The 24,618-nt window shown below is 71.7% G+C and carries 22 protein-coding genes, 1 rRNA gene and 1 riboswitch; of the genes, 17 read left to right on the top strand and 6 right to left on the bottom strand.

Annotation, left to right across the window (positions count from 1 at the left end; genetic code table 11):
• Positions 1-158 precede the first annotated feature (158 nt).
• From rrf to ACFYNS_RS02600, 11 genes are all read left to right on the top strand, one after another.
• A 5S ribosomal RNA gene (gene rrf, locus ACFYNS_RS02650) occupies positions 159-275 on the top strand.
• A gap of 210 nt (positions 276-485) precedes the next feature.
• Positions 486-1,097: a CDP-alcohol phosphatidyltransferase family protein gene (locus ACFYNS_RS02645; protein ID WP_360298414.1), complete on the top strand. Its 612-nt coding sequence runs from the start codon at positions 486-488 to the stop codon at positions 1,095-1,097.
• 112 nt (positions 1,098-1,209) lie between these two features.
• Positions 1,210-3,705, top strand: coding sequence for a mannose-1-phosphate guanyltransferase (locus ACFYNS_RS02640; protein ID WP_360298417.1), 2,496 nt, complete (start codon positions 1,210-1,212; stop codon positions 3,703-3,705).
• Between the two features lie 100 nt (positions 3,706-3,805).
• Positions 3,806-4,705 (top strand): DUF881 domain-containing protein, encoded by a 900-nt coding sequence (locus ACFYNS_RS02635; protein ID WP_360298420.1) that lies wholly within the window; start codon positions 3,806-3,808, stop codon positions 4,703-4,705.
• Positions 4,702-5,034 carry a small basic family protein gene (locus tag ACFYNS_RS02630; protein ID WP_019358093.1) on the top strand — a complete coding sequence of 111 codons (333 nt, stop codon included), beginning with the start codon at positions 4,702-4,704 and terminating at the stop codon, positions 5,032-5,034. Before ACFYNS_RS02635 ends, ACFYNS_RS02630 begins: the two co-directional genes overlap by 4 nt.
• A 5-nt stretch (positions 5,035-5,039) precedes the next feature.
• Positions 5,040-5,930, top strand: a complete 891-nt coding sequence (locus ACFYNS_RS02625; RefSeq protein ID WP_388600263.1) for a DUF881 domain-containing protein — start codon at positions 5,040-5,042, stop codon at positions 5,928-5,930.
• Positions 5,931-6,350: 420 nt separating this feature from the next.
• A complete protein-coding gene (locus ACFYNS_RS02620; protein ID WP_360298426.1) occupies positions 6,351-6,884 on the top strand; it encodes an FHA domain-containing protein in 534 nt (177 codons plus the stop codon).
• 18 nt (positions 6,885-6,902) lie between these two features.
• Positions 6,903-7,670, top strand: a complete 768-nt coding sequence (locus ACFYNS_RS02615; protein WP_360298429.1) for a MerR family transcriptional regulator — start codon at positions 6,903-6,905, stop codon at positions 7,668-7,670.
• A 74-nt stretch (positions 7,671-7,744) separates the two neighbouring features.
• Complete coding sequence (locus tag ACFYNS_RS02610; RefSeq protein WP_027739117.1) at positions 7,745-8,218, top strand: bifunctional nuclease family protein; 474 nt, start codon at positions 7,745-7,747, stop codon at positions 8,216-8,218.
• A 244-nt stretch (positions 8,219-8,462) separates the two neighbouring features.
• Positions 8,463-9,107: a MerR family transcriptional regulator gene (locus tag ACFYNS_RS02605; protein WP_360298432.1), complete on the top strand. Its 645-nt coding sequence runs from the start codon at positions 8,463-8,465 to the stop codon at positions 9,105-9,107.
• 80 nt (positions 9,108-9,187) lie between these two features.
• The gene (locus tag ACFYNS_RS02600; RefSeq protein ID WP_360298435.1) at positions 9,188-10,720 is read left to right on the top strand and encodes a DNA polymerase IV; all 1,533 of its coding nucleotides are present in this window, start codon (positions 9,188-9,190) and stop codon (positions 10,718-10,720) included.
• On the opposite strand, the gene ACFYNS_RS02595 is transcribed toward ACFYNS_RS02600, so the two are convergent.
• Positions 10,636-11,013, bottom strand: coding sequence for a PRC-barrel domain-containing protein (locus ACFYNS_RS02595; protein WP_360298438.1), 378 nt, complete (start codon positions 11,011-11,013; stop codon positions 10,636-10,638). The genes ACFYNS_RS02600 and ACFYNS_RS02595 overlap by 85 nt on opposite strands.
• A 134-nt stretch (positions 11,014-11,147) precedes the next feature.
• Positions 11,148-11,245, top strand: a riboswitch (glycine riboswitch).
• Between the two features lie 184 nt (positions 11,246-11,429).
• Here ACFYNS_RS02595 and gcvP point away from each other — a divergent pair.
• Positions 11,430-14,336, top strand: a complete 2,907-nt coding sequence (gene gcvP, locus ACFYNS_RS02590; protein ID WP_388600258.1) for an aminomethyl-transferring glycine dehydrogenase — start codon at positions 11,430-11,432, stop codon at positions 14,334-14,336.
• Between the two features lie 194 nt (positions 14,337-14,530).
• Here the strand turns inward: gcvP and ACFYNS_RS02585 are convergent, their stop codons facing one another.
• Positions 14,531-14,737: a DUF5999 family protein gene (locus ACFYNS_RS02585; RefSeq protein WP_388600255.1), complete on the bottom strand. Its 207-nt coding sequence runs from the start codon at positions 14,735-14,737 to the stop codon at positions 14,531-14,533.
• A gap of 296 nt (positions 14,738-15,033) precedes the next feature.
• Positions 15,034-15,720, bottom strand: a complete 687-nt coding sequence (locus ACFYNS_RS02580) for a hypothetical protein (RefSeq protein ID WP_388600253.1) — start codon at positions 15,718-15,720, stop codon at positions 15,034-15,036.
• A gap of 500 nt (positions 15,721-16,220) precedes the next feature.
• Here ACFYNS_RS02580 and ACFYNS_RS02575 point away from each other — a divergent pair, with 500 nt between their 5' ends.
• Positions 16,221-17,717: a glutamate--cysteine ligase gene (locus tag ACFYNS_RS02575; RefSeq protein WP_388600251.1), complete on the top strand. Its 1,497-nt coding sequence runs from the start codon at positions 16,221-16,223 to the stop codon at positions 17,715-17,717.
• Between the two features lie 505 nt (positions 17,718-18,222).
• The gene (locus ACFYNS_RS02570; RefSeq protein WP_360303630.1) at positions 18,223-19,026 is read left to right on the top strand and encodes a CPBP family intramembrane glutamic endopeptidase; all 804 of its coding nucleotides are present in this window, start codon (positions 18,223-18,225) and stop codon (positions 19,024-19,026) included.
• Positions 19,027-19,120: 94 nt separating this feature from the next.
• Here the strand turns inward: ACFYNS_RS02570 and ACFYNS_RS02565 are convergent, their stop codons facing one another.
• Complete coding sequence (locus ACFYNS_RS02565; protein WP_388600250.1) at positions 19,121-19,957, bottom strand: PhzF family phenazine biosynthesis protein; 837 nt, start codon at positions 19,955-19,957, stop codon at positions 19,121-19,123.
• Positions 19,958-20,218: 261 nt separating this feature from the next.
• A complete protein-coding gene (locus tag ACFYNS_RS02560; RefSeq protein WP_360303626.1) occupies positions 20,219-21,082 on the bottom strand; it encodes an endo alpha-1,4 polygalactosaminidase in 864 nt (287 codons plus the stop codon).
• Between the two features lie 199 nt (positions 21,083-21,281).
• Here ACFYNS_RS02560 and ACFYNS_RS02555 point away from each other — a divergent pair, with 199 nt between their 5' ends.
• From ACFYNS_RS02555 to ACFYNS_RS02545, 3 genes are all read left to right on the top strand, one after another.
• Positions 21,282-21,941 (top strand): PadR family transcriptional regulator, encoded by a 660-nt coding sequence (locus tag ACFYNS_RS02555; protein WP_388600247.1) that lies wholly within the window; start codon positions 21,282-21,284, stop codon positions 21,939-21,941.
• 162 nt (positions 21,942-22,103) lie between these two features.
• On the top strand, positions 22,104-22,640 hold the full coding sequence (locus ACFYNS_RS02550; protein WP_388600245.1) for a Clp protease N-terminal domain-containing protein: 537 nt from the start codon (positions 22,104-22,106) through the stop codon (positions 22,638-22,640).
• A gap of 261 nt (positions 22,641-22,901) precedes the next feature.
• Positions 22,902-23,918 carry a DMT family transporter gene (locus ACFYNS_RS02545; protein WP_388600242.1) on the top strand — a complete coding sequence of 339 codons (1,017 nt, stop codon included), beginning with the start codon at positions 22,902-22,904 and terminating at the stop codon, positions 23,916-23,918.
• On the opposite strand, the gene ACFYNS_RS02540 is transcribed toward ACFYNS_RS02545, so the two are convergent.
• The gene (locus ACFYNS_RS02540) at positions 23,905-24,579 is read right to left on the bottom strand and encodes a pyridoxamine 5'-phosphate oxidase family protein (RefSeq protein WP_388600295.1); all 675 of its coding nucleotides are present in this window, start codon (positions 24,577-24,579) and stop codon (positions 23,905-23,907) included. The genes ACFYNS_RS02545 and ACFYNS_RS02540 overlap by 14 nt on opposite strands.
• Between the last annotated feature and the right edge of the window lie 39 nt (positions 24,580-24,618).

Genomic DNA, 24,618 nt, shown 5'->3' with positions numbered 1-24,618 from the left:
GGAAGCACGGTAACGTGTGGAGGTGACCGGTACTAATAGGCCGAGGGCTTGTCCATAGAGGCTCGCGTCCACTGTGTTGGTTCTGAGACAACAACCGTGCATGCACCACCCCTGTTTGTTGGTGGGTGTTGTGCTGCTGGTTGTGTGTTTCACCGTGTTTCGGTGGTCATAGCGTGAGGGAAACGCCCGGTCACATTTCGAACCCGGAAGCTAAGCCTTTCAGCGCCGATGGTACTGCATGCGGGAGCGTGTGGGAGAGTAGGACGCCGCCGAACAATTCTTGAAATGGGGCCCTGCCGACATGGTCGGCAGGGCCCCATTTGTGTGTCCGGTCGCCTCGTATGAGTTCTGGCCGCCGGCCGGGCCGGTATCGGAGTGCCGACCCGGCTTTCCTCCGCCCCGCGGCGACCCCCTGCACGCTCCGTGAGCGGTGCCGGGTAGGGTCAGGGGGTAGCGTCGGCACGTCTTGTTCAGGAGGCCCACGGGTGGAGGTCCAGGAGACGCGGGTCCAGACGGATCGGGTCCTCACCATCCCGAACATCCTCAGCATGGCTCGCCTGGTCGGTGTGCCCGTGTTCCTGTGGCTGATCCTCTGGCCCGAGTTCGGTGGTCCGAACTGCGATCTGTGGGCCCTGCTCGTGCTCGCCGGGAGCGGTATCAGCGACTACCTGGACGGCAAACTGGCCCGCAGGTGGAATCAGATCAGCAGTCTCGGCCGCATTCTCGACCCGGCCGCCGACCGGCTCTACATCCTCTCCACTCTCGTGGGCCTGACCTGGCGGGAGATTCTGCCGCTGTGGCTCACCGCCACGCTGCTGGCCCGCGAGTTGCTGCTGCTGGTGATGGTCTGGGTGCTGGACCGGCACGGCTATGCCCCACCGCAGGTCAACTTCCTGGGCAAGGCCGCGACCTTCAATCTGATGTACGCCTTCCCCCTGCTGCTGCTCAGTGACGGAAGTGGCTGGGTTTCGTCACTCGCGGCGATTTTCGGATGGGCCTTCGCCGGATGGGGTACTGCTCTGTACTGGTGGGCAGGGATCCTCTACGTGGTCCAGGTCCGCCGTCTGATCAGGGTGGACGCCGCGACGACCGGGTGAATCCCGCCTTTCTCGCTTCGGCGGCCGGTTGCCCTGATTACGCCTTTGTAGGTCATCCTGGAGGGGTCATGGTCGGGGTGACCGTCGTCTGTGCGAGGAGGACGCTTCCGATATGAAGGCCGTCGTGATGGCTGGTGGCGAGGGCACGCGCCTTCGCCCGATGACCGCGAGCATGCCCAAGCCGCTCCTGCCGGTGGTGAACAAGCCGATCATGGAGCACGTGCTGAAGCTGCTCAAGCGTCACGGGCTCACCGAGACCGTCGTGACCGTGCAATTCCTGGCCTCACTGGTCAAGAATTACTTCGGTGACGGCGAAGAGCTCGGAATGGAGCTCACCTACGCCAATGAGGAGAAGCCGCTGGGGACGGCCGGCAGCGTCAAGAATGCCGAGGAAGCGCTGCGGGACGATTCGTTCCTCGTCATCTCCGGCGATGCGCTCACCGACTTCGATCTCACGGATCTCATCCGGTTCCACAAAGAACGCGGTGCGATGGTCACCGTCTGCCTGACGCGGGTGCCGAATCCGCTGGAATTCGGTATCACCATCGTGGACGACGACGGCAAGGTCGAGAGGTTCCTGGAGAAGCCGACCTGGGGACAGGTCTTCTCGGACACGGTGAACACCGGGATCTACGTGATGGAGCCCGAAGTGTTCGACTACGTCGAGCCCGATGTGCCCGTCGACTGGTCCGGCGATGTCTTCCCGCAGCTCATGAAGGAAGGCAAGCCGATCTACGGCTACATCGCGGAGGGCTACTGGGAGGACGTCGGCACCCACGAGAGCTATGTGAAGGCCCAGGCCGACGTGCTCGAGGGCAAGGTCGACGCGGAGCGGGACGGTTTCGAGATCTCGCCCGGGGTCTGGGTGGACGAGGGCGCCGAGGTCCATCCGGACGCGGTGTTGCGCGGGCCGCTCTACATCGGGGACTACGCGAAGGTCGAGGCGGGCGCGGAGATCCGCGAGCACTCCGTCGTCGGCTCGAACGTCGTCGTCAAGAGCGGCGCCTTCCTGCACCGGGCCGTCGTGCACAACAACGTCTACATCGGCCCGCAGAGCAACCTCCGTGGCTGCGTCATCGGGAAGAACACCGACATCATGCGGGCCTCCCGGATCGAGGACGGCGCCGTCGTCGGGGACGAGTGCCTGATCGGCGAGGAGTCGATCGTCCAGGGCAACGTCCGGATCTACCCGTTCAAGACGATCGAGGCCGGTGCGTTCGTCAACACCTCCGTCATCTGGGAGTCCCGGAGCCAGGCCCATCTGTTCGGCGCCCGCGGCGTCTCCGGGATCCTCAACGTGGAGATCACCCCGGAGCTGGCCGTGCGGCTGGCCGGCGCCTACGCGACGACGCTCAAGAAGGGTTCCACGGTCTGCACCGCCCGGGACCACTCCCGCGGTGCCCGTGCCCTGAAGCGGGCCATCATCTCCGCACTCCAGGCCAGCGCCATCGATGTGCGCGACCTGGAGAACGTGCCGCTTCCGGTGGCACGGCAGCAGACGGCCCGGGGCAGCGCCGGCGGCATCATGATCCGTACGACGCCCGGTGTCCCGGACTCCGTGGACATCATGTTCATCGACGAGCGGGGTGCGGAGCTCTCCCAGGCCGGGCAGCGCAAGCTCGACCGCGTCTACGCGCGTCAGGAGTACCGCAGGGCCTTCCCCGGCGAGATCGGTGACCTCAGCTTCCCCTCCAGCGTCTACGACTCGTACACGGGCTCGCTGCTGCGTGCCGTGGACACGACCGGGGTCACGGAGGCCGGGCTGAAGGTCGTCGTCGACGCCTCGAACGGCAGCTCGGGGCTGGTGCTGCCGAGCCTGCTGGGGCGTCTGGGGGTCGACTCGCTGACCATCAACCCCGGGCTGGACGAGTCGCGTCCGACCGAGACGGCGGAGAGCCGCCGGGCCGGACTGGTGCGGCTCGGTGAGATCGTGGCCTCGGCCCGCGCGGCTTTCGGGGTGCGGTTCGATCCGGTGGGGGAGCGCATCTCGCTGGTGGACGAGCACGGCAGGATCGTGGAGGACGATCGGGCGCTGCTGGTGATGCTCGACCTGGTCGCCGCCGAGCGGCGCAGCGGCCGTGTGGCGCTGCCGGTGACCACGACCCGGATCGCCGAGCAGGTGGCCGCCTACCACGGCACGCAGGTCGATTGGACGACCACCTCTCCCGACGACCTCACCAGGGTCAGCCGGGAGGACGGCACCGTGTTCGGCGGAGACGGCAGGGGCGGTTTCGTCGTACCGGAGTTCAGCTCGGTCTTCGACGGCGCCGCGGCGTTCGTGCGGCTGATCGGACTGGTGGCGCGTACGCAGCTCACCCTGAGCCAGATCGACGCGCGGATCCCGCGGGCGCATGTCAGCCGCCGGGACCTGGCAACTCCGTGGGCGGTGAAGGGCCTTGTGATGCGCACGGTGGTGGAGGCGGCGGGAGACCGCTCCGTGGACACCACCGACGGCGTGCGGGTCGTGGAGTCCGACGGCCGGTGGGTGATGGTGCTGCCCGACCCGGCGGAGGCCGTGACCCATCTGTGGGCGGAAGGCCCGGACGAAGCCTCGGCGGAGGCGCTGCTGGACGAATGGGCCGCGGTGGTCGACAGCGCGGGCCACTGAGCGCGCGGCGGGACTCGCCCCCGCCGGGGCAAGTCCCGCCGCCCGGCGTGTGCGTGGGTGCATTCGGCGGCCCGGGCCTCCACGTGCGACGATGTGCTGCATGTCGCAGCAGCAGCCCCCTCGGAGCACCGCATCGCGTGCCTCGCGGCCCGATGCCTCCATGTCGCTGCTGACCAACGTGATGGAGCACAGCCTCGACGACGGCTACGCGGAGGCGGTGGCCCGGCGGGGCGAGGTGGGCCGCTCGCACATGCCCCGCACACTGCGGGCGAAGCTGGGTCTGGCGGTCGGGCTGGTGCTCGCCGCCCTGGTGGTGACCGTGGGAGCCGCCCAGGCGCAGATCTCGGCGCCGAGCATCGCCAAGGAGAAGCAGGAGCTCATCGAGCGGATCGAGGCGGGCGGCCGCCGGGCCGACGAGATCCAGCAGGACGTCGACAAGCTGCGGTCCTCGGTGGAGCGCAAGCAGCGGCAGGCGCTGGAGCAGCACGGCGGCGAACGGGGGAAGACCACGGTGCTGCTGTCCGGCGCGACCCCGGTCGAGGGCCCCGGCCTCAAGCTCGTGGTGGACGACGCCGCGGACACCGAGCCCCGGGGTGGCGACGGGCCGCGGAAGACCGACGGGTTCTCCGACACGGGCCGTATCCGCGATCGCGACCTGCAACGGGTCGTCAACGGTTTGTGGGCGGCGGGTGCCGAAGCGATCTCGATCAACGATCAGCGGCTCACGTCGCGCTCCGCCATCCGTGCGGCGGGCGACGCGATTTTGGTGGACAACAAGCCGCTCGTCCCGCCCTACACGCTGCTGGCGATCGGTCCGGGCAAGCAGCTCTCCCGGACCTTCCAGGACAGCGTCGACGGCCAGTACCTCTACGTCCTGCACAAGGACTACGGTGCCAGGACCAGCATTTCCGTCCAGGACGAGGTGCGGCTGCCGGCCGCGCCGAGTCTGATTCTGAGAACCGCGAAACCTGTGCGGACAGGGAAGGGCAGCACATCGTGATCGCCGTACTGGGCCTCGTCGTGGGAGTCGTGGCCGGACTCGTCGTCCGGCCCGTGGTGCCGCTGGCGGTCGAACCGTATCTGCCCATCGCCGTCGTCGCCGCGCTCGACGCGGTCTTCGGTGGCCTGCGCGCCATGCTGGACGGCATCTTCGACGACAAGGTCTTCGTGGTCTCGTTCCTCTCGAACGTGGTGGTGGCCGCACTGATCGTCTTCCTCGGCGACAAGCTCGGGGTCGGCGCACAGCTCTCCACCGGTGTGGTTGTCGTCCTGGGTATCCGGATCTTCTCCAACGCGGCCGCCATCCGTCGGCACGTGTTCCGGGCGTGAGGCCGATGAGCGACGAGAACCGGCCCGGGGACGGCCTTCCCCCGAAGCGCGAGCTTCCCCCCGAGCGTGCCGTGCCCCGCGGGCAGGAGCCGCCCCGCCAGGAACCTCCCGGTCAGGAGCCGCCCGCCGCGGCAGCGGCGACGGCGGCCGGAAAGGGTGACGGCGGCGGCGCGAAGCTGACGGGACGGCAACGCCTCGCCCAGGCCGTGTGGCCTCCGCGGGTGACGCGCGCCCAATTGATCGTCGCGCTGCTGCTGTTCGTCCTCGGTCTCGGCCTGGCGATCCAGGTCCGCTCGACCAGCGAGAACAGCGCACTGCGCGGTGCGCGCCGCGAGGACCTCGTCCGCATCCTCGACGAGCTCGACAACCGCACCAAGCGGCTGGAGGAGGAGAAGCGGAAGCTGGACGGGCAGCGCACGGAACTGGAGTCGTCCTCGGACCAGGCCGAGGAGGCGCGGAAGCAGACCCGGGAGAAGGAAGCCCAACTCGGAGTGCTGGCCGGTACCGTGGCGGCCGAGGGGCCCGGAATCCATATGAAGATCAACGACCGTACGGGTGCCGCGGATGCGGATACGCTGCTGGACACGGTCCAGGAGCTGAGGGCCGCCGGTGCCGAGGCCATGGAGATCAACGGGGTGCGCGTGGTGGCCAGCACGCATTTCACCGACAGTGGCGGCAGAGTCAGTGTGGACGGGCATAGGATCGAGCAGCCTTACCGCTTCGAGGTCATCGGCAAGCCCGCCGACCTCGAACCGGCGTTGAACATCCCCGGCGGAGTCGTGCAGACGCTGAAGAACAAGCAGGCCACCGTGGAGGTGACCCGCTCGGGGAAGATCACCGTGGACGCCTTGCGGCAGGTGAAGCGGCCTGACTACGCTCGGTCGTCATCGCAGTGAGATGGTGATAGGAGTTTCGGGGGGTCGGCGGGCAAGTTGAGCACCACGTGGTGGAAACTGTCTGCGGGTCACGGACGTTGTTCGGGCGTCGAGTGTGACCAATGAGAGCATCGAGGGTCTGTCCTGCCCCACGGGCGGGTCTGTTTCGTGCGAGGGGAATCGCCCGTGAGTTTTTTTGCGAAGTTGTTCGGTAAGGGTCGCCGAGGCGGTGACTCGGGTACCGCACGGCACCGTGCCCCCCAGGGGCCCGACGCGGGGATGCCGGAGGACGGCACCGAGCGCCCGCTGTTCCGGGACGAGGTGGCCGGGTCCGGTGGAGGTAATTCGGGTGGTCACGGCCCGGTTTCTGTTGACCCCGGTACTCAGGGCCGCATAGGTTCCCAGGCACCGCCTACCTCGGAATCGGGTGGAGGTTCTGCCTTGCCGGTCTGCAACAGGTGTGGTGCTCGCGTCGCCGAAGCGAGCCGGTTCTGCTCCAACTGTGGCGCCCCGCTGCGCGGCGGAGCGCCCGCGGAGGGTGCGTCGGAGACGACGTCGACGATCTCCATCTCCGGGCTGGAGGCGTACGACTCGGAGTCCACCGGCCAGCACGCCTCCCCCGTGCTGCCCCCCGAGGCGCAGTCCGCCGTGGACGCGCTGCCCATGGGCTCGGCGCTGCTGATCGTGCGGCGGGGTCCGAACTCGGGCAGCAGGTTCCTTCTCGACGGGGACCTGACGACCGCCGGGCGCCATCCGGAGAGTGACATCTTCCTGGACGACGTGACCGTCTCGCGCCGTCACGTGGAGTTCCGGCGCGGCTCCGACGGCGTCTTCACGGTCGCCGACGTCGGCAGCCTGAACGGCACCTACGTCAACCGGGAGCGGATGGAGACGGCCGTGCCGCTCGGGAACGGCGACGAGGTGCAGATCGGGAAGTACCGGCTGGTCTTCTACGCGAGCCAGCACACCGTCTGATTCCCGGCAGGGAGGCTCATGCAGCACAAGCCGTCCGGCGGTGCCCGTGCGGGCACCGCCACCGCCCCGCTGAGCGGTCCGATGAGCATCGGCGCCGTGCTGCGTGTGCTCCGCTCCGAGTTTCCCGAGCTCACCGTGGCCAGGATCCGGTTTCTGGAGGCGGAGGGACTGGTGGAGCCGGTCCGCTCGCCGTCCGGTGGCCGCCGGTTCCGGGACGCGGATGTGGAGCGGCTGGGCCAGGTGCTGCGGCTGCAGCGCGACCACTGCCTCTCGCTGCGCGCCATCAGGGAGCACCTGGGGGCGTCCGGCAGGGGCGCACCCTCTTCGGCGGTGCCGGTCGCCGTTCCGCGCCGTGCCGGGCTCGGGAGGCCACCCGCCCCGGAGCCCGGCCCGGCACCCGCGGTCTCCGCTGTCCGTACCGGGCGCCGGGAGCTGCTCGGGTCCGCGGGTGTGCGGGAGGAGGAGCTGGCCGAGTGGGAGGAGTACGGGCTGCTCGGACCGGCCGAGGACGGCACCTACCGGCTTGCCGACGTGGCCGTGGCCCGACTGGTGGCCCGGCTCGGACAGCACGGGGTGGAGGCGCGGCATCTGCGGTCCGTCAAGGCCGCCGCCGACCGGCAGCTCGCCCTGGCCGAGCAGCGCGTCGCGCCGCTGCGGCGCCATCCGGACCGGCGGACCAGGATGGATGCCGAGAGCACGGCGGAGGAGCTGGCCGCTCTCTCCGTAGGGCTCTACGGGGCCTTCATGGCCTCCGGAGCGCCTCCGGACCGCACGCGGTGTGACTGAATCAGCACACGGATGCCGGTGCCGGACGGCTGCCCGACTACCCAAACAGGCGCGGCACGGCCTAGGGTTGCTGTGTGAATGAGCTCGACGTCGTGGGTGTCCGGGTGGAAATGCCCACCAACCAACCGATCGTGCTCCTGCGAGAAGTGGGAGGCGACCGCTACCTCCCCATTTGGATCGGCCCTGGGGAGGCGACCGCGATCGCCTTCGCGCAGCAGGGCATGACCCCCGCACGCCCACTCACCCATGACCTGTTCAAGGACGTCCTGGAAGCAGTGGGTCAGGAGCTGACCGCGGTCCGCATCGTGGATCTGCGGGAAGGCGTGTTCTACGCGGAGCTGGTCTTCGCCAGCGGAGTGGAAGTCAGTGCCCGTCCGTCCGACGCCATAGCGCTCGCCCTGCGCACCGGAACGCCGATCTACGGCAGCGACGATGTGCTGGACGACGCGGGAATCGCGATCCCGGACGAGCAGGAGGACGAGGTGGAGAAGTTCCGCGAGTTCCTCGACCAGATCTCCCCGGAGGACTTCGGCACCAGCAGCCAGTGACGCTCCGTCGATGAGGAGCCGCGGTCTGGCGCTTCCGGCCGGTGGCCGGGGAGGGGTGCGCGCCGAGCGCGCCCACCGGGCATTCGGCCAGTTTTTCCCCGTCTTCGGGTACGCGAAACCACTCTCCCGGGCACTATCACTCGCCGTGCCGAGTGTGGCGATCATTGACGCACTCGGAGTGACTGCCTACCTTCATGTGGGCAGGTTCCGGGGGTGACCCGGGATGTGAAGGACGGAGGTCGGCGTGACAAGCACCGGCGGCGAAGGTACGGCGGCTGGCGACTCGTCCCTACTCGGCGGCCCGATTCCGGCCTCCGGCCAGGAGGCGCCCCCGGGGCGGCCGTGCCCCGCATCCTCCCCGGCAGGTGCCGTCGGCCCGGGCGGCGACGCTCCCTCGGAGCAGGTCGGCTACCGCGGCCCCACCGCCTGCTCGGCGGCCGGGATCACCTACCGGCAACTCGACTACTGGGCCCGGACCGGGCTGGTCGAGCCCAGTATCCGCCCCGCCTACGGCTCGGGCAGCCAGCGGCTCTACAGCTTCCGGGACATCGTCGTCCTCAAGATCGTCAAACGGTTGCTGGACACCGGTGTCTCGCTGCAGAACATCCGCGCGGCCGTCCGGCATCTGCGTTCCGGAGGCCGCACCGACCTGGCGCGGATGACGCTGATGAGCGACGGGGCCACGGTCTACGAGTGCTCCTCACCCGACGAGGTCGTCGATCTCCTGCAGGGCGGCCAGGGCGTCTTCGGAATCGCCGTCGGCGTCGTCTGGAAGGACGTCGAGGGCGCGCTCTCCCGTCTGCACGGGGAGCGTGTCGACACCGGTGAGACGCTCGTGCGGGACCACCCCGAGGACGAGCTCGCCCGGCGCCGCAACCGCGCCGGTTAGCGCTTCCGCCTCCGCTCGGCGCAGCCGCCGGGCACGCCGCGGCCGCGTAGTGTCAGTGGCGTACGGCAGCATCGGGGGGTGTGAGGACCCAGCCGACCATCCTGCATCTGGACATGGACGCCTTCTTCGCCGCGGTGGAGCAGGCGTCCAAGCCCAGCCTGCGCGGGAAGCCGGTGGTGGTCGGCGGTCTCGGGCCCCGCGGGGTGGTCTCCACCGCGTCCTACGAGGCCCGGCGCTTCGGGGTGCACTCCGCGATGCCCACGGCGCAGGCGCGGCGGCTGGCGCCGAACGCGGCGTATCTGGGCGCCAGGTTCGGGCTCTACCGCGCGGTCAGCGACGTGGTGATGGAGCTGCTGCACGCCCTCTCGCCCCTGGTGGAGCCGCTGAGCCTCGACGAGGCGTTCGTGGACCTGGAGGCCGGAGAGGCCCTGGAAGGGACGCAGGGTGGCGCTGAAGGGGCGCGTGAGGTCGGTGAGCGGCTGCGGCGGGACATCGCGACAGCGACGGGGCTGACCGGCTCGGTGGGGCTCGCGGGGTCCAAGATGCTGGCGAAGATCGCCTCGGAGCAGGCGAAACCGGACGGGCTGGTGCTCATCCCGGTGGGCACCGAGCGCGGGATGCTGGCACCGCTGCCGGTGCGGACCCTGCCCGGGGTCGGGCCGGCCACCGCGGAGGTGCTGCGCAGGGCGGGGATCAGCACCGTGGGCGAGATCGTGGAGGCCGGGGAGGACGAACTGCTGCGGCTGCTCGGAAAGGCGCACGGCACGTCGGTCCACGCGATGGCGCACGGGGTCGACGACCGCCCGGTGGTGGCCGAACGGGACGCCAAGTCGGTCTCCGTGGAGGACACCTACGACGTCGACCTCACCGACCGCACCCGGGTCCGGCTGGAGGTGGAGCGGCTGGCCGGGCGCTGTGTGACGCGCCTGCGCGCGGCGGGGCGGTCCGGCCGCACGGTCGTCATCAAGGTGCGCAGCTACGACTTCTCCACCCTCACCAGATCCGAGACGCTCCGGGGCCCCACCGATGACGTCGGTGTCGTACGCGAGGCGGCGCTGCGGCTGCTGGACGGGGTGGACACCACGGCCGGCGTGCGGCTGCTCGGCGTGGGCGTCAGCGGGCTCGCCGACTTCACCCAGGAGGACCTGTTCGCGCAGGCCCAGGCGGCCCAGGGGCCCGCCGCCGCCCATGAGGCCGGTACGGAGACCGGGGCAGGCGGCCCGGCGGGGCCCGGGCGGGACGCCGGGGAGCGGTCTGGGGCGGTCCCGGGGGCCGGAGAGGCGGCCGCCGTCGAGGAACCGGGCGCGGCGGTGCCCGCGGACCGGCGCTGGATCCCCGGCCGGGATGTGCGCCATGCCGTCCACGGGCGGGGCTGGGTGCAGGGCAGCGGCGTCGGGAAGGTCACCGTACGGTTCGAGGAGCCGGACTCGGCACCCGGCCGGGTGCGCACCTTCTCCGTCGACGATCCGCAACTGGAGACCGCCGAACCGGTCATGCTGGGCGCGGGTGTCGCCGGCCTCGCCGCTGATCAGTCCCCGGCGCCGGCTATCCGCCCGAAATCCCGGTCCGCCGACGGAGACGCCTCCCCGCCGACGGGCACGTCGAGGCCGTAGTGGCGGTAGAGCTCCAGCTCCTGCTGGGGGGAGAGGTGGCGGCCGACGCCGAAGTCGGGGGCGCTCTTGATCAGAGCCCGCTCGAACGGGACCCTCAGCCCCCTCTCGTCCAGGTCGGAGGGCTCCAGCGGGACGAAGGCGTCACGGCTGAAGAGGCCCGTGCGCAGCGCGGCCCATTCCGGGTCGCCTGTGGCGTCGTCGAGATACACCTCGTCCACGGTGCCGATCTTGGTTCCTGCACGGTCGAACGCCTTGCGGCCGATCAGGCTTCGCGGATCTGTTCCGGTCTGCACGGGGCGCCTCCACCAGGTCGCGACGCGCTGTTTCTGCGCGTACTCACCACGAAACGGCACTTTTCGACTATTGGCCACTCGGGCGCACGCCGGGTTACCACGCCAGGGGGCGCTGATACTCTCGAGGTGGCTGTCGACCCCGTGCGGGAGAGTCCTCCGGTGCAGTTTCCGGAGGCGCCGAAGGAGCAACTCCTCCCCGGAATCTCTCAGGCTCACGTACCGTGCGGACGAGGTCACTCTGGAAAGCAGGGCGGGCCCGGACCAGCACACCGAAGCCCTCCCTCACCGACGGTGTAAGCCGAGCGTCCGGCACGTGGCTCGGTGAAACTCTCAGGTCAGATGACAGAGGGGGAGGCCGTCCGGGCACCCGTGGAAGGTGCCCCTCGCAGGTCGCACAGACCAGGAGGCCCCCGCAGATGACTTCCCCTCGCACCCCGCTCTCGGCGCTGGAGAGCGGCATCCCCTTCGAGAGTCGCCACATCGGACCCGACGCCGGTGCCCAGGCCAAGATGCTCGCCCAGGTCGGTTACGGGTCGCTCGACGAGCTGACCGGCGCGGCCGTGCCCGAGGTGATCCGGAGCACCGAGCGGCTGAAGCTCCCCGACGCGCGGAGCGAGGCCGACGTGCTGGCCGAACTGCACACCCTCGCGCGGCGCAACCAGGTCCTGCACTCCATGATCGGCCTGGGCTACTACGGCACCTTCACGCCGCCGGTGATCCTGCGCAACGTCATGGAGAACCCCGCCTGGTACACGGCCTACACCCCCTACCAGCCGGAGATCTCGCAGGGCCGGCTGGAGGCGCTGCTCAACTTCCAGACCGTCGTCTCCGACCTGACCGGGCTGCCCACCGCCGGTGCCTCGCTGCTGGACGAGCCCACGGCCGCCGCCGAGGCGATGGCCCTCTCCCGCCGGGTCGGCAAGGCCGGCAAGCGGGGCGGCGGCGTGTTCCTGGTCGACGCCGACTGCCTGCCGCAGACCGTGGCGGTGCTGCGTACCCGCGCCGAGCCGACCGGTGTGGAGATCGTGGTCGCCGACCTGGCCGAGGGCATCCCCGCGGGGCTCACCGAGCGGGGGATCTTCGGGGTGCTGCTCCAGTACCCGGGCGCCTCCGGAGCGATACGCGACCAGCGCCGCACCGTCGAGCAGGCGCACGAACTCGGCGCGGTGGTCACCGTCGCCGCCGACCTGCTGGCGCTGACGCTGCTGACCTCCCCCGGCGAGCTGGGCGCGGACATCGCCGTCGGCTCCAGCCAGCGGTTCGGGGTGCCGATGGGCTTCGGCGGACCGCACGCGGGCTACATGTCCGTCCGCGAGCAGTTCGCCCGCAGCCTGCCCGGGCGGCTCGTCGGGGTCTCCAAGGACGTGGACGGAGAGCAGGCGTACCGCCTCGCCCTGCAGACCCGTGAACAGCACATCCGGCGGGAGAAGGCCACCAGCAACATCTGCACCGCGCAGGTGCTGCTGGCGGTGATGGCCGGGATGTACGCCGCGTACCACGGTCCGGACGGGCTGGCGGCGATCGCCCGCCGCACCCACCGGTACGCGGCACTGCTCGCGGCCGGGCTGCGGGACGGCGGGGTCGAGATCGTCCACGACAGCTTCTTCGACACCGTCACCGCGCGCGTCCCGGGCCAGGCCGCCCAGGTCACCGAGCGGGCCCGTGAGGCGGGGGTCAATCTGCGGCTGGTGGACGCCGACCACGTCGGCGTCGCCTGCGACGAGACCACGGGCCGGGACCAGCTCACCACCGTGTGGCAGGCGTTCGGTGTCGCGGCTGCGCAGGCCGACCTCGACGAGCTGGACGCGGCCACCGGCGACGCGCTCCCGGCCGACCTGCTGCGTACCGACGAGTACCTCACCCACCCGGCCTTCCACGAGCACCGCTCCGAGACCGCGATGCTGCGCTACCTGCGCCGGCTGGCCGACCGGGACTACGCGCTGGACCGCGGCATGATCCCGCTGGGGTCCTGCACGATGAAGCTCAACGCCACCACGGAGATGGAGCCGGTCACCTGGCCGGAGTTCGGCGCGCTGCACCCCTTCGCGCCCGCGGAGCAGGCCGAGGGGTATCTGACGCTGATCCGCGAGCTGGAGGAGCGGCTGGCCGAGGTCACCGGCTACGACAAGGTCTCCCTCCAGCCCAACGCGGGCTCGCAGGGTGAACTGGCCGGGCTGCTGGCGGTCCGCGCCTACCATCGTGCCAACGGCGAGCCCGGGCGCACCGTCTGCCTCATCCCTTCATCGGCGCACGGCACCAACGCGGCCAGCGCGGTGATGGCGGGGATGACGGTCGTGGTCGTCAAGACCAGCGACAACGGCGACGTGGACGTGGCCGACCTGCATGCCAAGATCGAGCAGTACGGCGACGAGCTGGCCGTTCTGATGGTCACCTACCCGTCCACGCACGGAGTGTTCGAGGAACACATCACCGAGGTCTGCGCAGCCGTGCACGACGCGGGCGGCCAGGTGTACGTGGACGGCGCCAACCTGAACGCGCTGCTGGGGCTGGCGAGGCCGGGGCGCTTCGGCGCCGACGTCTCGCACCTGAACCTGCACAAGACGTTCTGCATCCCGCACGGCGGGGGCGGCCCCGGCGTCGGTCCGATCGGGGTGCGTGCGCACCTGGCCCCGTATCTGCCCAACCACCCGCTGCAGCCCGCCGCGGGGCCCGCGACGGGGATCGGCCCGGTCTCCGGGGCGCCGTGGGGATCGGCCGGCATCCTGCCCATCTCCTGGGCGTACGTCCGGCTGATGGGGGCCGAGGGGCTGCGCAGGGCCACCCAGGTGGCGGTGCTGAGCGCCAACTACATCGCCAAGCGGCTGGAGCCGCACTATCCGGTGCTCTACGCGGGACCCCACGGACTGGTGGCGCACGAGTGCATCATCGACGTGCGCCCGCTGACCAAGCAGACCGGAGTGAGCATCGACGACGTCGCCAAGCGGCTGATCGACTACGGGTTCCACGCGCCGACGATGTCCTTCCCCGTGGCCGGGACGCTGATGATCGAGCCGACGGAGAGCGAGGACCTGAACGAGGTCGACCGGTTCTGCGAGGCGATGATCGCCATTCGTGCGGAGATCGAGAAGGTCGGTACGGGGGAGTGGGACGCGGAGGACAACCCGTTGCGCAACGCCCCGCACACCGCCGCCATGCTGGGCCGTGAGTGGCAGCAGGGGTACGGCCGTGAGGAGGCGGTCTTCCCCGCCGGTGTGCACGCGGGTGACAAGTACTGGCCGCCGGTGCGCCGGATCGACGGCGCGTACGGGGACCGCAACCTGGTCTGCTCCTGCCCGCCGATCGCGGAGTACGACGCCGGGTAGCGACATCGGCTGCACGGCGCGGCTCCGCGGGCCGACGGCTTGCGGGACGACGGATTCAGGGCCGGTACGGCGGATGCCGTGCCGGCCCTGCGTCGTGCGGTGTTGTGCGGAATCGCCGTGAGTGGTGCGTCGTGCGGCCGTCGTCGGCGCCCCGTGACATCCGGTGCGGTTCTGCCGGACGTGCGAGCCGTCTGTCAGGCGGCGGTGATGACGTGGTGCGTGCCCAGCGGCTTGTGCGGAGCGATGATCCGGCCGTCCGGCAGCAGCTCTCCCGTGTCCTCGAAGAGGAGCACTCCGTTGCAGAGCAGGCTCCAGCCCTGCTCCGGGTGGTGGACCACGGCTTGCGCGGCCTCCCTGTCGGCTGAGTCCGCTGTCGGGCACGGTGGCTGGTGCTGGCACATTGTCGGTGTCGTCTTCCGTCGTGTTGTGGCGTCTGTCCTGCGGTTCCTGTTGTGCATGACCGATCCCCCGTCACCCCGTACGTGCGTACGTTCCGGTCCGTCTCCCAGTGTTCCGCTGCCGACGCGGATTCGCAGGGATTTCGCGTCAGCTCGTACCCAACCGCACAGACGCGTCACCCGGGCAGGCGGTTGCGCCCAACTGCACCGTCAATTCGGGGGGTTCGGGCTGACGCGAAGACTAGCCCATTCGGAGGGGCGCGCAGCGGAACCGGCGGTTTCCGCAGGCAGACGCCGTCTCACGCGGGCGTACGCAGCAGCGGTGCGGTACCGGAGCCCGCCCCGGGAGCCGGAGCCGGCGCCGGCGCCGGTCCGAGTCTGCGGGTCAGCACGGGCAGCAGCGCGTCCACGCGGTGCGCGGTGTGCGGGGCGATACCGGGCGGCGCCGGAGCCAGTGGGATCAGCAGATCGGCCGGGTCCGGCACGCCGTCGTGCGGATCACCGTCGATGTCTGCGTGCAGCCACAGGGTCAGCATGTAGAGCTCCGGCACCGACAGCAGGCGCGGCTGGTAGGGCGTCGGCAGTATCTCGGCCTGGCGCAGCGCGCGGACCGTCGAGAGGACGTAGGGGCCCTGCCGGAACTGGCCGAAGGTCCAGCCGTCCGCGGTCGGCACGGCCTCGGCGGTGCCGACGAACGCGGAGCCGTGGCCGCCCTCGCCGTCGGTGCCCCCGTCGGCCAGCAGGAAGCGCCAGCCGGTCAGCCGGGTGCGCGGGGTCACCGCGGCCGGGGCGGTGGCGTGCCCGGCGCCGTCCGGCGCCACGCGCACCATCTCGTAGGCGGGAAGCGGGAGTTCGGGGCGCGGCGGGCCCTGCGCCGTGCGCAGGGCGAGCGGTGCCCGGGAGCCCCGTACCGCGCTGGGAGAGCCGAGGGCGGTCAGGACACTGCGCAGGGCGGGGGCAGGGGCCGAGAGTACGTGCAGCGGCATGGCGGGTCGCCTCTCTTGGGAGACACATGGTGCTGGCAGGGGCGCGACGGCGGTGTCGGCGCGGAGATGGCCGCAGGCGCGGCTGGGAGGGGTCGACCGGGGCGGCCGGGATCGCCAAGTCTCTGCCTCGTTCGCGCAGTTTATACGAGATGTGTTCGAGTAGTGTTTCCGCTAACGTGCCCCACTGTTTCCCGTAAGGCTGTAACGGGACGAATCGGCGGACTTTTCACCTGCGCTGGTACCGACACTGCGCGGTTGACCTCGGATTCCGGGCGAAACGCGGTCGGCCTGATGTCGTCGGTGTTTATGACGAGAGCTGTGCCGCGTGAGCTGGACACCGCCGTATGCCGAGGGAATGTGCCGCCGGGCCTCGGCCAGCGTAGCGGCAGTTCCCCGCCGCGTCAGCCCTGCCAGGCGTTATCCGTGGCGCGGCAGGGCATCATCGGTGCACGCTCGGCCGGGACCTCCGGAAGCGTCCACCAGCAGGGAGGAAGTCTCCGATGGGAGAGAAAGTCGTCGCCGACAGGTTCGACCTGTCCGATCGACGGCGGTACCGGGAGAAGCTGCACACATGTCTGCGGGGACTGTGGCAGCTCCTGGAGGAGAAGCGGTTCGATCGTCCCAGGAATCTCATGGGACTGGAGATCGAACTCAATCTCGCGGACGTCCAGGGGCAGCCCCTCATGGTGAATGCCGAGGTACTCCAGCGCATCGCGAGCTCGGATTTCCAGACAGAACTGGGGCAGTTCAATCTCGAAGTGAACATTGTGCCGCACGCGCTCTCCGGGAGAGTTCTCGATCAGCTTGCCGAGGAACTCCGCACCGGGCTGGCGTACGCGGACCGGCAGGCCCGCGAAGTGGATGCGCGGATCGTCATGATCGGCACCCTGCCGACCCTCACGGCGCGCGACCTGACGCTGGCCAACCTCACCGAGGACGACCGCTACCGGCTGCTCAACGACCAGATCATGGCCGCGCGCGGCGAGGAGGTGGCGCTCGACATCGAGGGGGTCGAGCACCTGGTGAGCACGTCCGAGTCGATAGCGCCGGAGTCCGCCTGCACCTCGGTGCAGCTCCACCTTCAGGTGACGCCCGGACGGTTCGCGGACGTGTGGAACGCGGCGCAGGCCGTCAGCGCCGCGCAGGTCGCCATGGGGGCGAACTCGCCCTTCCTGTTCGGGCGTGAACTGCTGCGCGAGTCCCGGGTGCCGCTCTTCGTCCAGGCGACTGACACCCGCCCGCCCGAGTTGATCGCCCAAGGCGTCCGCCCGCGCACCTGGTTCGGGGAACGCTGGATCTCCTCCGCGTACGACCTGTTCGAGGAGAACCTGCGCTACTTCCCCGCCCTGCTGCCCATCTGCGACGAGGAGGACCCCCCACGCGTGCTCGCCTCCGGCGGGGTGCCGGCCCTGTCGGAGCTGACGCTGCACAACGGCACGATCTACCGCTGGAACCGGCCGGTCTACGGGGTCGTGGACGGTGCCCCGCACCTGCGGGTGGAGAACCGGGTGCTGCCCGCCGGACCGACGGTGACCGACGTGCTGGCCAACACCGCGTTCTACTACGGGCTGGTGCGCGCGCTGGCCGACGAGCCGCGACCGGTCTGGAACCGGCTGCCGTTCGAGTACGCCGAACGGAACTTCGACGCGGCGTGCCGGTACGGGATCGAGGCCGAGCTGTGGTGGCCGCGCTCGGGCCGGGGCACCGGACTGCGCCGGCAGCCCGCCGTCCGGCTGGTGCGCGACGAGTTGCTGCCCCTGGCCGCCGCGGGGCTCGATGCGTGGGGCGTGGAGCCGGCCGACCGCGACCGCTATCTCTCGGTGATCGAGGAGCGCTGCCGGCTGCGCGTCAACGGGGCCTCCTGGCAGGCGGCCGCGTACCACCGCGCGCTGGAGTCCGGCCTGGACCGGGAGAAGGCGCTGGCCGCGATGGCCCGCGGCTACTGCGACCGGGCTGCGTCCGGAGCGGCCGTCCACACCTGGGAGAACGGGCCGTAGCTCGGTTGCCGTGCCCGGCGCGGGCGCGGCAACCGCAGCGGGCCCGTCGTGCGCGCGCCGAGTCCGGCACGGGTCCCCGGACCCGACGGCACCCGTCCCGACACCTCGCCCCGACAGCACCCCGCCTCACCGGGCCTCCGGGCCCACCGGGCCCGCGCCGCACCCGGCGCGGGCCCGGTCGCGTCGTCCGTACCGGTGCGCAGGGCCCCCGCACACCGGACCCGCCCCGGCCGTCGGGCAAGCTGTGACGTGGCAGCGCACCGGAGTACGCCCGGCAGGTGCCCTGCCGCAACGGCGGAGGGCGGCGCCGCCCCCCGGGGCGCCTCGTCCCTCCGGCCGCTGCGCGCGCCGCTTCCCGCTGCCGTGCCCCGGCGCGGCCCGCGGACGGCGCCATGAGGCCCGGCCGCCGACGGTGCGGTCGCGGCGCGCCGGGGCGGTGGCGGAGCCGCCGGTGGTGCGACAGGAGGGACAAGGATGGATCCGGCGTCGGCAACGGGAGGTTCGCGTGCGCGCACAGGTGCCTGAGGAGCCGCGGCCCGCCCCCGCGGGTGGGCTGCCGCGGCAGGTGCTCGGCACCGAACTGCTGCTCGTCCTCGCGCTCTCGCTGGGAGCCAGCGCCGTCTCCTCGTTGATCAGTTTTGTCGGCGCGCTGACGCGGCCGGGCGGGCTGGCCGACCAGGCGGCCCGGCTCAACTCCTCGCAGGCGCCCGGACGGCCCTGGCTCGACCTGGCCTGGCAGCTCTTCGGGATCGCCACCGCGCTGGTGCCCGTCGCCCTGGTCGCCCACCTCCTGGCGCGGGAGGGTGCGGGAGGGCTGCGGGTGCTGGGCCTCGACCGCCGCAGACCCCTCTTCGACCTGAGCCGGGGCGCCGCTCTGGCCGCGGGCATCGGCGGCTGCGGGATCGGGCTCTATCTGCTGGCCCAGGCCGGGGGGTTCAACCTCACCGTGGAGCCGGAGTCGCTGCCGGACGTGTGGTGGAAGTATCCGGTGCTGGTCGCGTCCGCGGTGCAGAACTCGGTGCTGGAAGAGGTCGTCGTCGTCGGATACCTGCTGCGCCGGCTCGACCAGCTCGGCTGGTCGCCGCTCGCCGCGCTCGGCACGAGCGCGGTGCTGCGCGGCTCCTACCACCTCTACCAGGGCATCGGAGGATTCTTCGGCAATCTGGCGATGGGCGTCGTCTTCGCCTTCCTCTACCGGCGGTGGGGCCGCGTGGGGCCGCTGGTGGCGGCCCACGCACTGATCGACGTCGTGGCCTTCGTCGGCTACGCGCTGCTCGCGGGGCGGGTCGACTGGCTGCCCACGCCCTGAAGCCGCGCAGCGCGGGCCTCGTGACGCCGCTGCTCCCACCGCTACCGGGGCTATTCGCTTCACCACAGGGCTTCGGTCCGGCGGGGAGAGGATGTCAAAGCCCGGTGAGCAGCTCCGCGTCCAGCACGGTGACCGCCCGCCCGGTCAGCAGGGTGCGCTCGCCGCGCAGCGTGGTGCGCACCTCGCCGGTGCGCCGCGACACCTGAAGTCCGGTCAGGGTGGCGCGGCCGAGCCGTTGCGACCACAGCGGGGCGAGCGCGGTGTGCGCACTGCCGGTGACGGGATCCTCCGGGAGGCCCTGCGCGGGGGCGAAGACCCGGGAGACGAAGTCGTGTCCCGGCTCCCGGTTCCCGGAGCCGGCCGGTGCCGCCGCCGTGACCACCACGGTCGGGGCGGGGAGGGCGGCGACCGCTGCGGGGTCGGGTGCCAGGTCGCGCACCGTGCGCTCGTCGGCGAACTCCAGGACCAGCATCTGCAGCGGGCCGGTGTCCCAGGCCGCCAGGGGGGCGGCGCCGAAGACCTCCCGGGCGCTGTCCGGGACCGGGACGGGTACCGGGGCGGCGGTCGGAAAGTCCAGGGTGAGGCTGCCGTCTGCGTCGCGCGAGGCGCCCAGGACGCCGCTGCGGGTCCGGAAGCGTACCCGCCCGCCCTCGTCCAGCAGGCCGTCGTCGCCCAGCACATGGGCGGCGGCGAGCGTGGCGTGTCCGCACATGTCGACTTCGGTCGTCGGCGTGAACCAGCGCAACGCCCAGTCGGCGTCGTCGGCGTCGGTCAGCGGGTGTGCGTAGGCGGTCTCGGACAGGTTCAGTTCGGCGGCGAGTGCCTGGAGGCGGGGGTCGTCCGGGAACGCGGCCGCGTCCAGGAGTACGACGGCGGCGGGATTCCCGGTGAAGGGGCGGACGGCGAAGGCGTCGACGGTGCGCAGTCTCATGCCGGGGGACGGTACGGGGCGGAGCCGGGCGGATGCAGGGCCAATGCGCGGCGGGTGGACCGGGAGCGCCGGTGGGGTGCGCGGAAGCGGTCGACCGGGCGGCGCGGCCCCTGCAGAACTCCGGCGGGGCGGAGGGCGGTGGGCCTCTGCCGTGCCCGAGCGCGACCGGCCCGGGGCCGCCAGCCCCGGCGGTCCCGCCGCGGGCCGCACCACGGCTACCGCGGACGGGGTCCGGCCCGGAATCGCCGGGGCGTGTGCGGATCAGCACCGCTCGTAGCGGTGCCCGTCCTCGCCCGCGGGACGGACGTCCAGGTCCCGCCGTACGACCGACAGCCGCTCGCCCCACGTGCGGCAGGCCGCTGCCAGTCCCTCGGCGGTGTACTCGACGTCCAGCACCCGGTCGTCGTACGCCTCCGCGTAGCGGTCGCATTCGTCGTACTGCCCGCACTCCTCCGTCACCGCGAAGTCGAAGCCCATCGCGGTGCGCCGCGGCAGCAGTTCCTGTGCGTTCTTCTGCCCGGCCGCCAGTCCGCTCCGGTGCGCCTGCCGGGTCAGCAGCGCGGCGAACGCCGCGTTGTCGGCCCGGCTGAGCCGGTCGCCGGAGCGCTCGTAGGAGTCGAGGTTGTCCACTTCGACCGCCTGGAACCCCTTCTCGGCGCAGCCGTCGATCCAGCGTCCGACGATGCCCGCGAGCTCCTCGCGGTGCGCGGCGGTGGAGGTGTCCAGCAGCGCTTCGTTCCAGTCGGTGTCCAGCACCGGCTTCCCGCTCCCGGTCCGCAGCACCAGGTCGGGATGGTGCCGCTGCCACCAGTCCAGCGCGTCGGGCTGGGCCTGGAAGCCGTTGACGTAGCAGACGTTGTAGTGCCCCGGTGCGGGGTCGTGCGCGCGGTCCCGGGAGAGCACACGCACCCCGTCGGGCGGCGGGTAGGCGCCCCCGATCTGGTAGTCGAAGCCCGCGTGCGCGGGCGGCGGCGCCGGGCGTGCGGCGGCGGAGCTGCGGCCGGGTGCGGGGGTGCCGTCGTCGCCCTGGCCCGCTCCGCAGCCGCTCAGAGCGGCCCACAGCAGCAGGGCGGTGGCGAGTGCCGGGATCCGGACGCGGCTCGCCGGGGCGGCGGTGGTGTGCATGCGGGGGACTCCTGACCGGGCGCGGGAAGCGCCTGCCGCCCCCCGGCGCCCAGCTTACGGAGAGTGCTGCGCGGGCGGGCCGCCGGTCCGCCCGTGCGACGCGGCCGTCCGCCGCGACGAAAGGCTTGCCATGCGACCGGTTCCGATATATCGTCGAGGCATCGCGAAAAGTCGAAGAAGTGTTACGAAGGAGTCAGCGATGTATCCCTACGAAAGGCAGCAGGGCGAGGCTCCCCGTCGGTACGGTCCGGGACCCGGCCGCGGCGCCGAGGGGCCCGGTGCCGGGCCCTGCGGTCCGCACGGGCACGGCCGCGGCCGTGGCCACGGGTCGGGGCGCGGCCGGGCCGCCTTCGGACCGTTCGGGCCGCCCTTCGGCGGCGGTCCGTTCGGGGGCCGCGGCCGTGGCGGTCCCCGGGGCCGGGCGCGGCGCGGTGACGTGCGGGCCTCGATCCTGGCGCTGCTCAAGGACCGCCCCATGCACGGCTACGAGATGATCCGGGAGATCGTCGAACGCAGTGGCGGCGCCTGGAAGCCCAGTCCCGGTTCCGTCTACCCGACGCTGCAGCTGCTGGAGGACGAGGGGCTGATCGCCAGCGAGAGCGAGGGCGGCAAGAAGCTCTTCTCGCTCACCGAGGCGGGCACCGCCGAGGCGGAGGCCGGCGCCGAGGCGCCCTGGGAGGAAGCGGGGCGCGGTGCCGACTGGGAGGCCCTGCAGGAGGTGCGCACCGCGGCCGGAGGGCTGGCGGCCGCCTTCCAGCAGGTGTGGGCGACCGGGACGGAGGAGCAGCGCCAGAAGGCGCTCCGCGTGGTCAACGACGCCAGGAAGAGCCTGTATCTGATCCTGGCCGAGGAGGACTGAACCCCGGGCGGGCGGCCGCGGCGACTCCGGACCCCCAGGGGGTCGGGGGTGCCGTCTCCTTCCCAGGGAGGAGACGGCGGCGTCCGTGCACACCTGCAGGCGGACTGGCATATGCCACGGCACGCTGACGAACTGCACAGGCGCGTGTGATGTGGTGGTTCGGTGCACAGTCCTACACCGCCCAGCGCCTCGGCCGAAGCGGGGATCGACACCCTGGTCGACCCGCCGGCCGGTGACGCGCTGGTTGAAGTGATCGCCACAGCCCGGCGGCGTGCGGCGCGTGACGGGGACCGGCAGATCGACACGGCGCACCTGCTGCACAGTCTGCTGGAGTCCGACAGCGGCACCTGGGAGCTGCTGGACGGCGGTGGCGCGCAGCTCGGCAGGCTGCTCGGCTATCTCGTCCAGCGAAGCATCGGTTACGGCCTGCGCTGGCAGAGCGCCGTGGAGGACTCCGGAGCGGTGCCCGCCGTCTGCGAGCAGCCCGGCGGGGTGCCCGGCTGGTCGCCCAGCGCGCAGGCAGCGCTCGAACTCGCGGCCCGCCGTGCCCGGCGGCTGGGAAATGCGCGGACCGAGGCCGTCGACCTGTTCGCGGGTGTGCTGGCCGACCCGGAGTGCCGGGGTGCTGAGGTGCTGCGGCGCGCGGGGGTCGACGTCGTGCGGCTCGCCGACCGGGCCGGCGTCGCCGCGGACGTGTGAGCCGCCCGCCGGTTCCGGTCCGCCCGCCGGGGCTCCCGACCGCTTCCCGCCCGAGGCTGCGGCGGTCCGCCGGGGGAGCGCCGGTCCGTCCGCCGAGGGGTACTGTGCGATCGCCGTGGCCGGCCGGTCTCCTGCCCGCAGCTGCCCTTCCGCCCGTCGGCGTCCGGTATCCGGATCCGCTCGGCGAGGTGTCCTGCCCGATCGGGCACTGTCAGGGGCATCTGGGATGACACTCCTGTCGGTGCTTGAGATGATGCGCCGATGCGCACCCACTCCTCCATGGATACCTCCCGGGCGCCCACCTCGGGCCTCGCCCTCGCTGTGGTCTCCGCCTTCGCGTTCGGCAGCTCGGGAGTAGCGGCCAAACCGCTCATCGAAGCCGGGATGGAACCGCTCCACGTCACCTGGCTGCGGGCGGCCGGTGGTGCGCTCGTGCTGCTGCCGCTGGCCTGGCGGCACCGGGCGCTGGTACGCGAACGGCCCTGGCTGCTGCTGGGATTCGGACTGCTCGCTGTCGCGGGTGTGCAGGCGTGCTACTTCACCGCGCTCTCCCGCATCCCGGTCGGTGTCGCGCTGCTGATCGAGTACCTGGCCCCAGCGCTGGTGCTGCTGTGGGTGCGGTTCGTGCAGCGCCGCGCGGTGACCCGGGCCGCCGCCGTCGGCATGGTGCTGGCCGTCGGCGGACTGAGCTGCGTCGTCGAGGTGTGGGCAGGGCTGCGGCTGGACGGGCTCGGCCTGCTGCTCGCCCTGGGCGCCGCCTGCTGCCAGGTGGGCTACTTCGTGCTCTCGGACCACGGCAGCGCCGCCGAGGGCGAGCACGCCGCCCGGCCGCCCGCCGACCCGGCGGGTGTCATCGCCTACGGGCTGTTGATCGGTGCCCTGGCGCTGACCGTCGTGGCCCGGCCCTGGCACACCGACTGGAGTGTGCTGGCGGACAGTGCTCCGCTGAACGGCACCGCGGTGCACGGGCTCGCGCTGCTGGCCTGGATCGTGCTGGTGGCCACCGCCACCGCGTATCTGACCGGAGTGGTATCGGTGCGGCGGCTCTCGCCGCCGGTGGCCGGTGTGGTCGCCTGCCTGGAGGCGGTCGTCGCGACGGTGTTCGCCTGGGTGCTTCTCGGGGAGCAGCTGAGCGCCGTGCAGTTGGCCGGTGGTGCCTTCGTGCTGCTGGGCGCTCTCGTCGCGCAGCGCTCCACCCCCAAGCCGCGGGCCGCGGCACCGCCGGTCGCCGGCTCCGGCGGTCCCGCGGACGCGGCACTGGACGTCAGCGTGCGGTGAGGTAGCCGGGGACGGGGATGTCCGGAGCCAGGTCCTCGGCCGGTATCGGAGCGCCGTGGACGGGGGAGACGGGGACGACGCCGCTCCAGTGCGGCAGAGCGAGGTCCTCCGGCTCGTCGCCCGGGCCGCCGCTGCGGGACTTGACCGACACCTCCGACAGGTCCACGTGGACGACGGCGGTCGCGGCGAGTTCCTTGGGGTTGGCCCGGCGCGAGTCCGCCGCCCGGCCGGGGACGGCGCTCTCCACGATCGCGTCCAGGGCCAGCAGCCGCTCCTCGTGGTCGGTCACCGGATACGCGAGCCCGTGCACCACCACGGAGCGGTAGTTCACGGAGTGGTGGAAGGCCGCCTTGGCCAGCACCAGTCCGTCCAGGTGCGTGACGGTCACGCACACCGGTACCCCCGCGTCCGCCTGTCCGGCCTCCCGCAGCGGGCGGGACCCCGTGGAGCCGTGCACGTACAGCCGTTCCCCCACGCGCGCGTACAGCGTGGGCAGCACGACGGGCGCTCCGTCGCGGACGAAGCCGAGGTGGCACAGGTAGCCCGCGTCGAGGACGGCGTGCACCGTCTCCCGGTCGTAGCCCATCCGCTCGCGTGCCCGGGTGCCGGTGGTGCGCGCGGTCGGGGGATACGTCTTCGGCTCGGCTGCCGGGTCGGTCATCGGTTCGGCTGTCGGTTCGGACTGTGAGCCGGTCACGGC

This window comes from Streptomyces sp. NPDC006925 (genome assembly GCF_042869575.1).
Lineage (GTDB): Bacteria > Actinomycetota > Actinomycetes > Streptomycetales > Streptomycetaceae > Streptomyces.
Note: the sequence above shows the minus strand (reverse complement) of the source record. Positions and strands in the feature narration are given on the sequence as shown.

Coding starts and splice junctions, on each gene's coding strand:
- ACFYNS_RS02560 (WP_360303626.1), bottom strand. CDS start 21,082: ATGCACACCACCGCCGCCCCGGCGAGCCGCGTCCGGATCCCGGCACTC.
- gcvP (WP_388600258.1), top strand. CDS start 11,430: ATGACTTCCCCTCGCACCCCGCTCTCGGCGCTGGAGAGCGGCATCCCC.
- ACFYNS_RS02565 (WP_388600250.1), bottom strand. CDS start 19,957: ATGAGACTGCGCACCGTCGACGCCTTCGCCGTCCGCCCCTTCACCGGG.
- ACFYNS_RS02635 (WP_360298420.1), top strand. CDS start 3,806: ATGTCGCAGCAGCAGCCCCCTCGGAGCACCGCATCGCGTGCCTCGCGG.
- ACFYNS_RS02575 (WP_388600251.1), top strand. CDS start 16,221: ATGGGAGAGAAAGTCGTCGCCGACAGGTTCGACCTGTCCGATCGACGG.
- ACFYNS_RS02540 (WP_388600295.1), bottom strand. CDS start 24,579: ATGACCGACCCGGCAGCCGAGCCGAAGACGTATCCCCCGACCGCGCGC.
- ACFYNS_RS02625 (WP_388600263.1), top strand. CDS start 5,040: ATGAGCGACGAGAACCGGCCCGGGGACGGCCTTCCCCCGAAGCGCGAG.
- ACFYNS_RS02615 (WP_360298429.1), top strand. CDS start 6,903: ATGCAGCACAAGCCGTCCGGCGGTGCCCGTGCGGGCACCGCCACCGCC.
- ACFYNS_RS02580 (WP_388600253.1), bottom strand. CDS start 15,720: ATGCCGCTGCACGTACTCTCGGCCCCTGCCCCCGCCCTGCGCAGTGTC.
- ACFYNS_RS02640 (WP_360298417.1), top strand. CDS start 1,210: ATGAAGGCCGTCGTGATGGCTGGTGGCGAGGGCACGCGCCTTCGCCCG.
- ACFYNS_RS02545 (WP_388600242.1), top strand. CDS start 22,902: ATGCGCACCCACTCCTCCATGGATACCTCCCGGGCGCCCACCTCGGGC.
- ACFYNS_RS02585 (WP_388600255.1), bottom strand. CDS start 14,737: ATGTGCCAGCACCAGCCACCGTGCCCGACAGCGGACTCAGCCGACAGG.
- ACFYNS_RS02555 (WP_388600247.1), top strand. CDS start 21,282: ATGTATCCCTACGAAAGGCAGCAGGGCGAGGCTCCCCGTCGGTACGGT.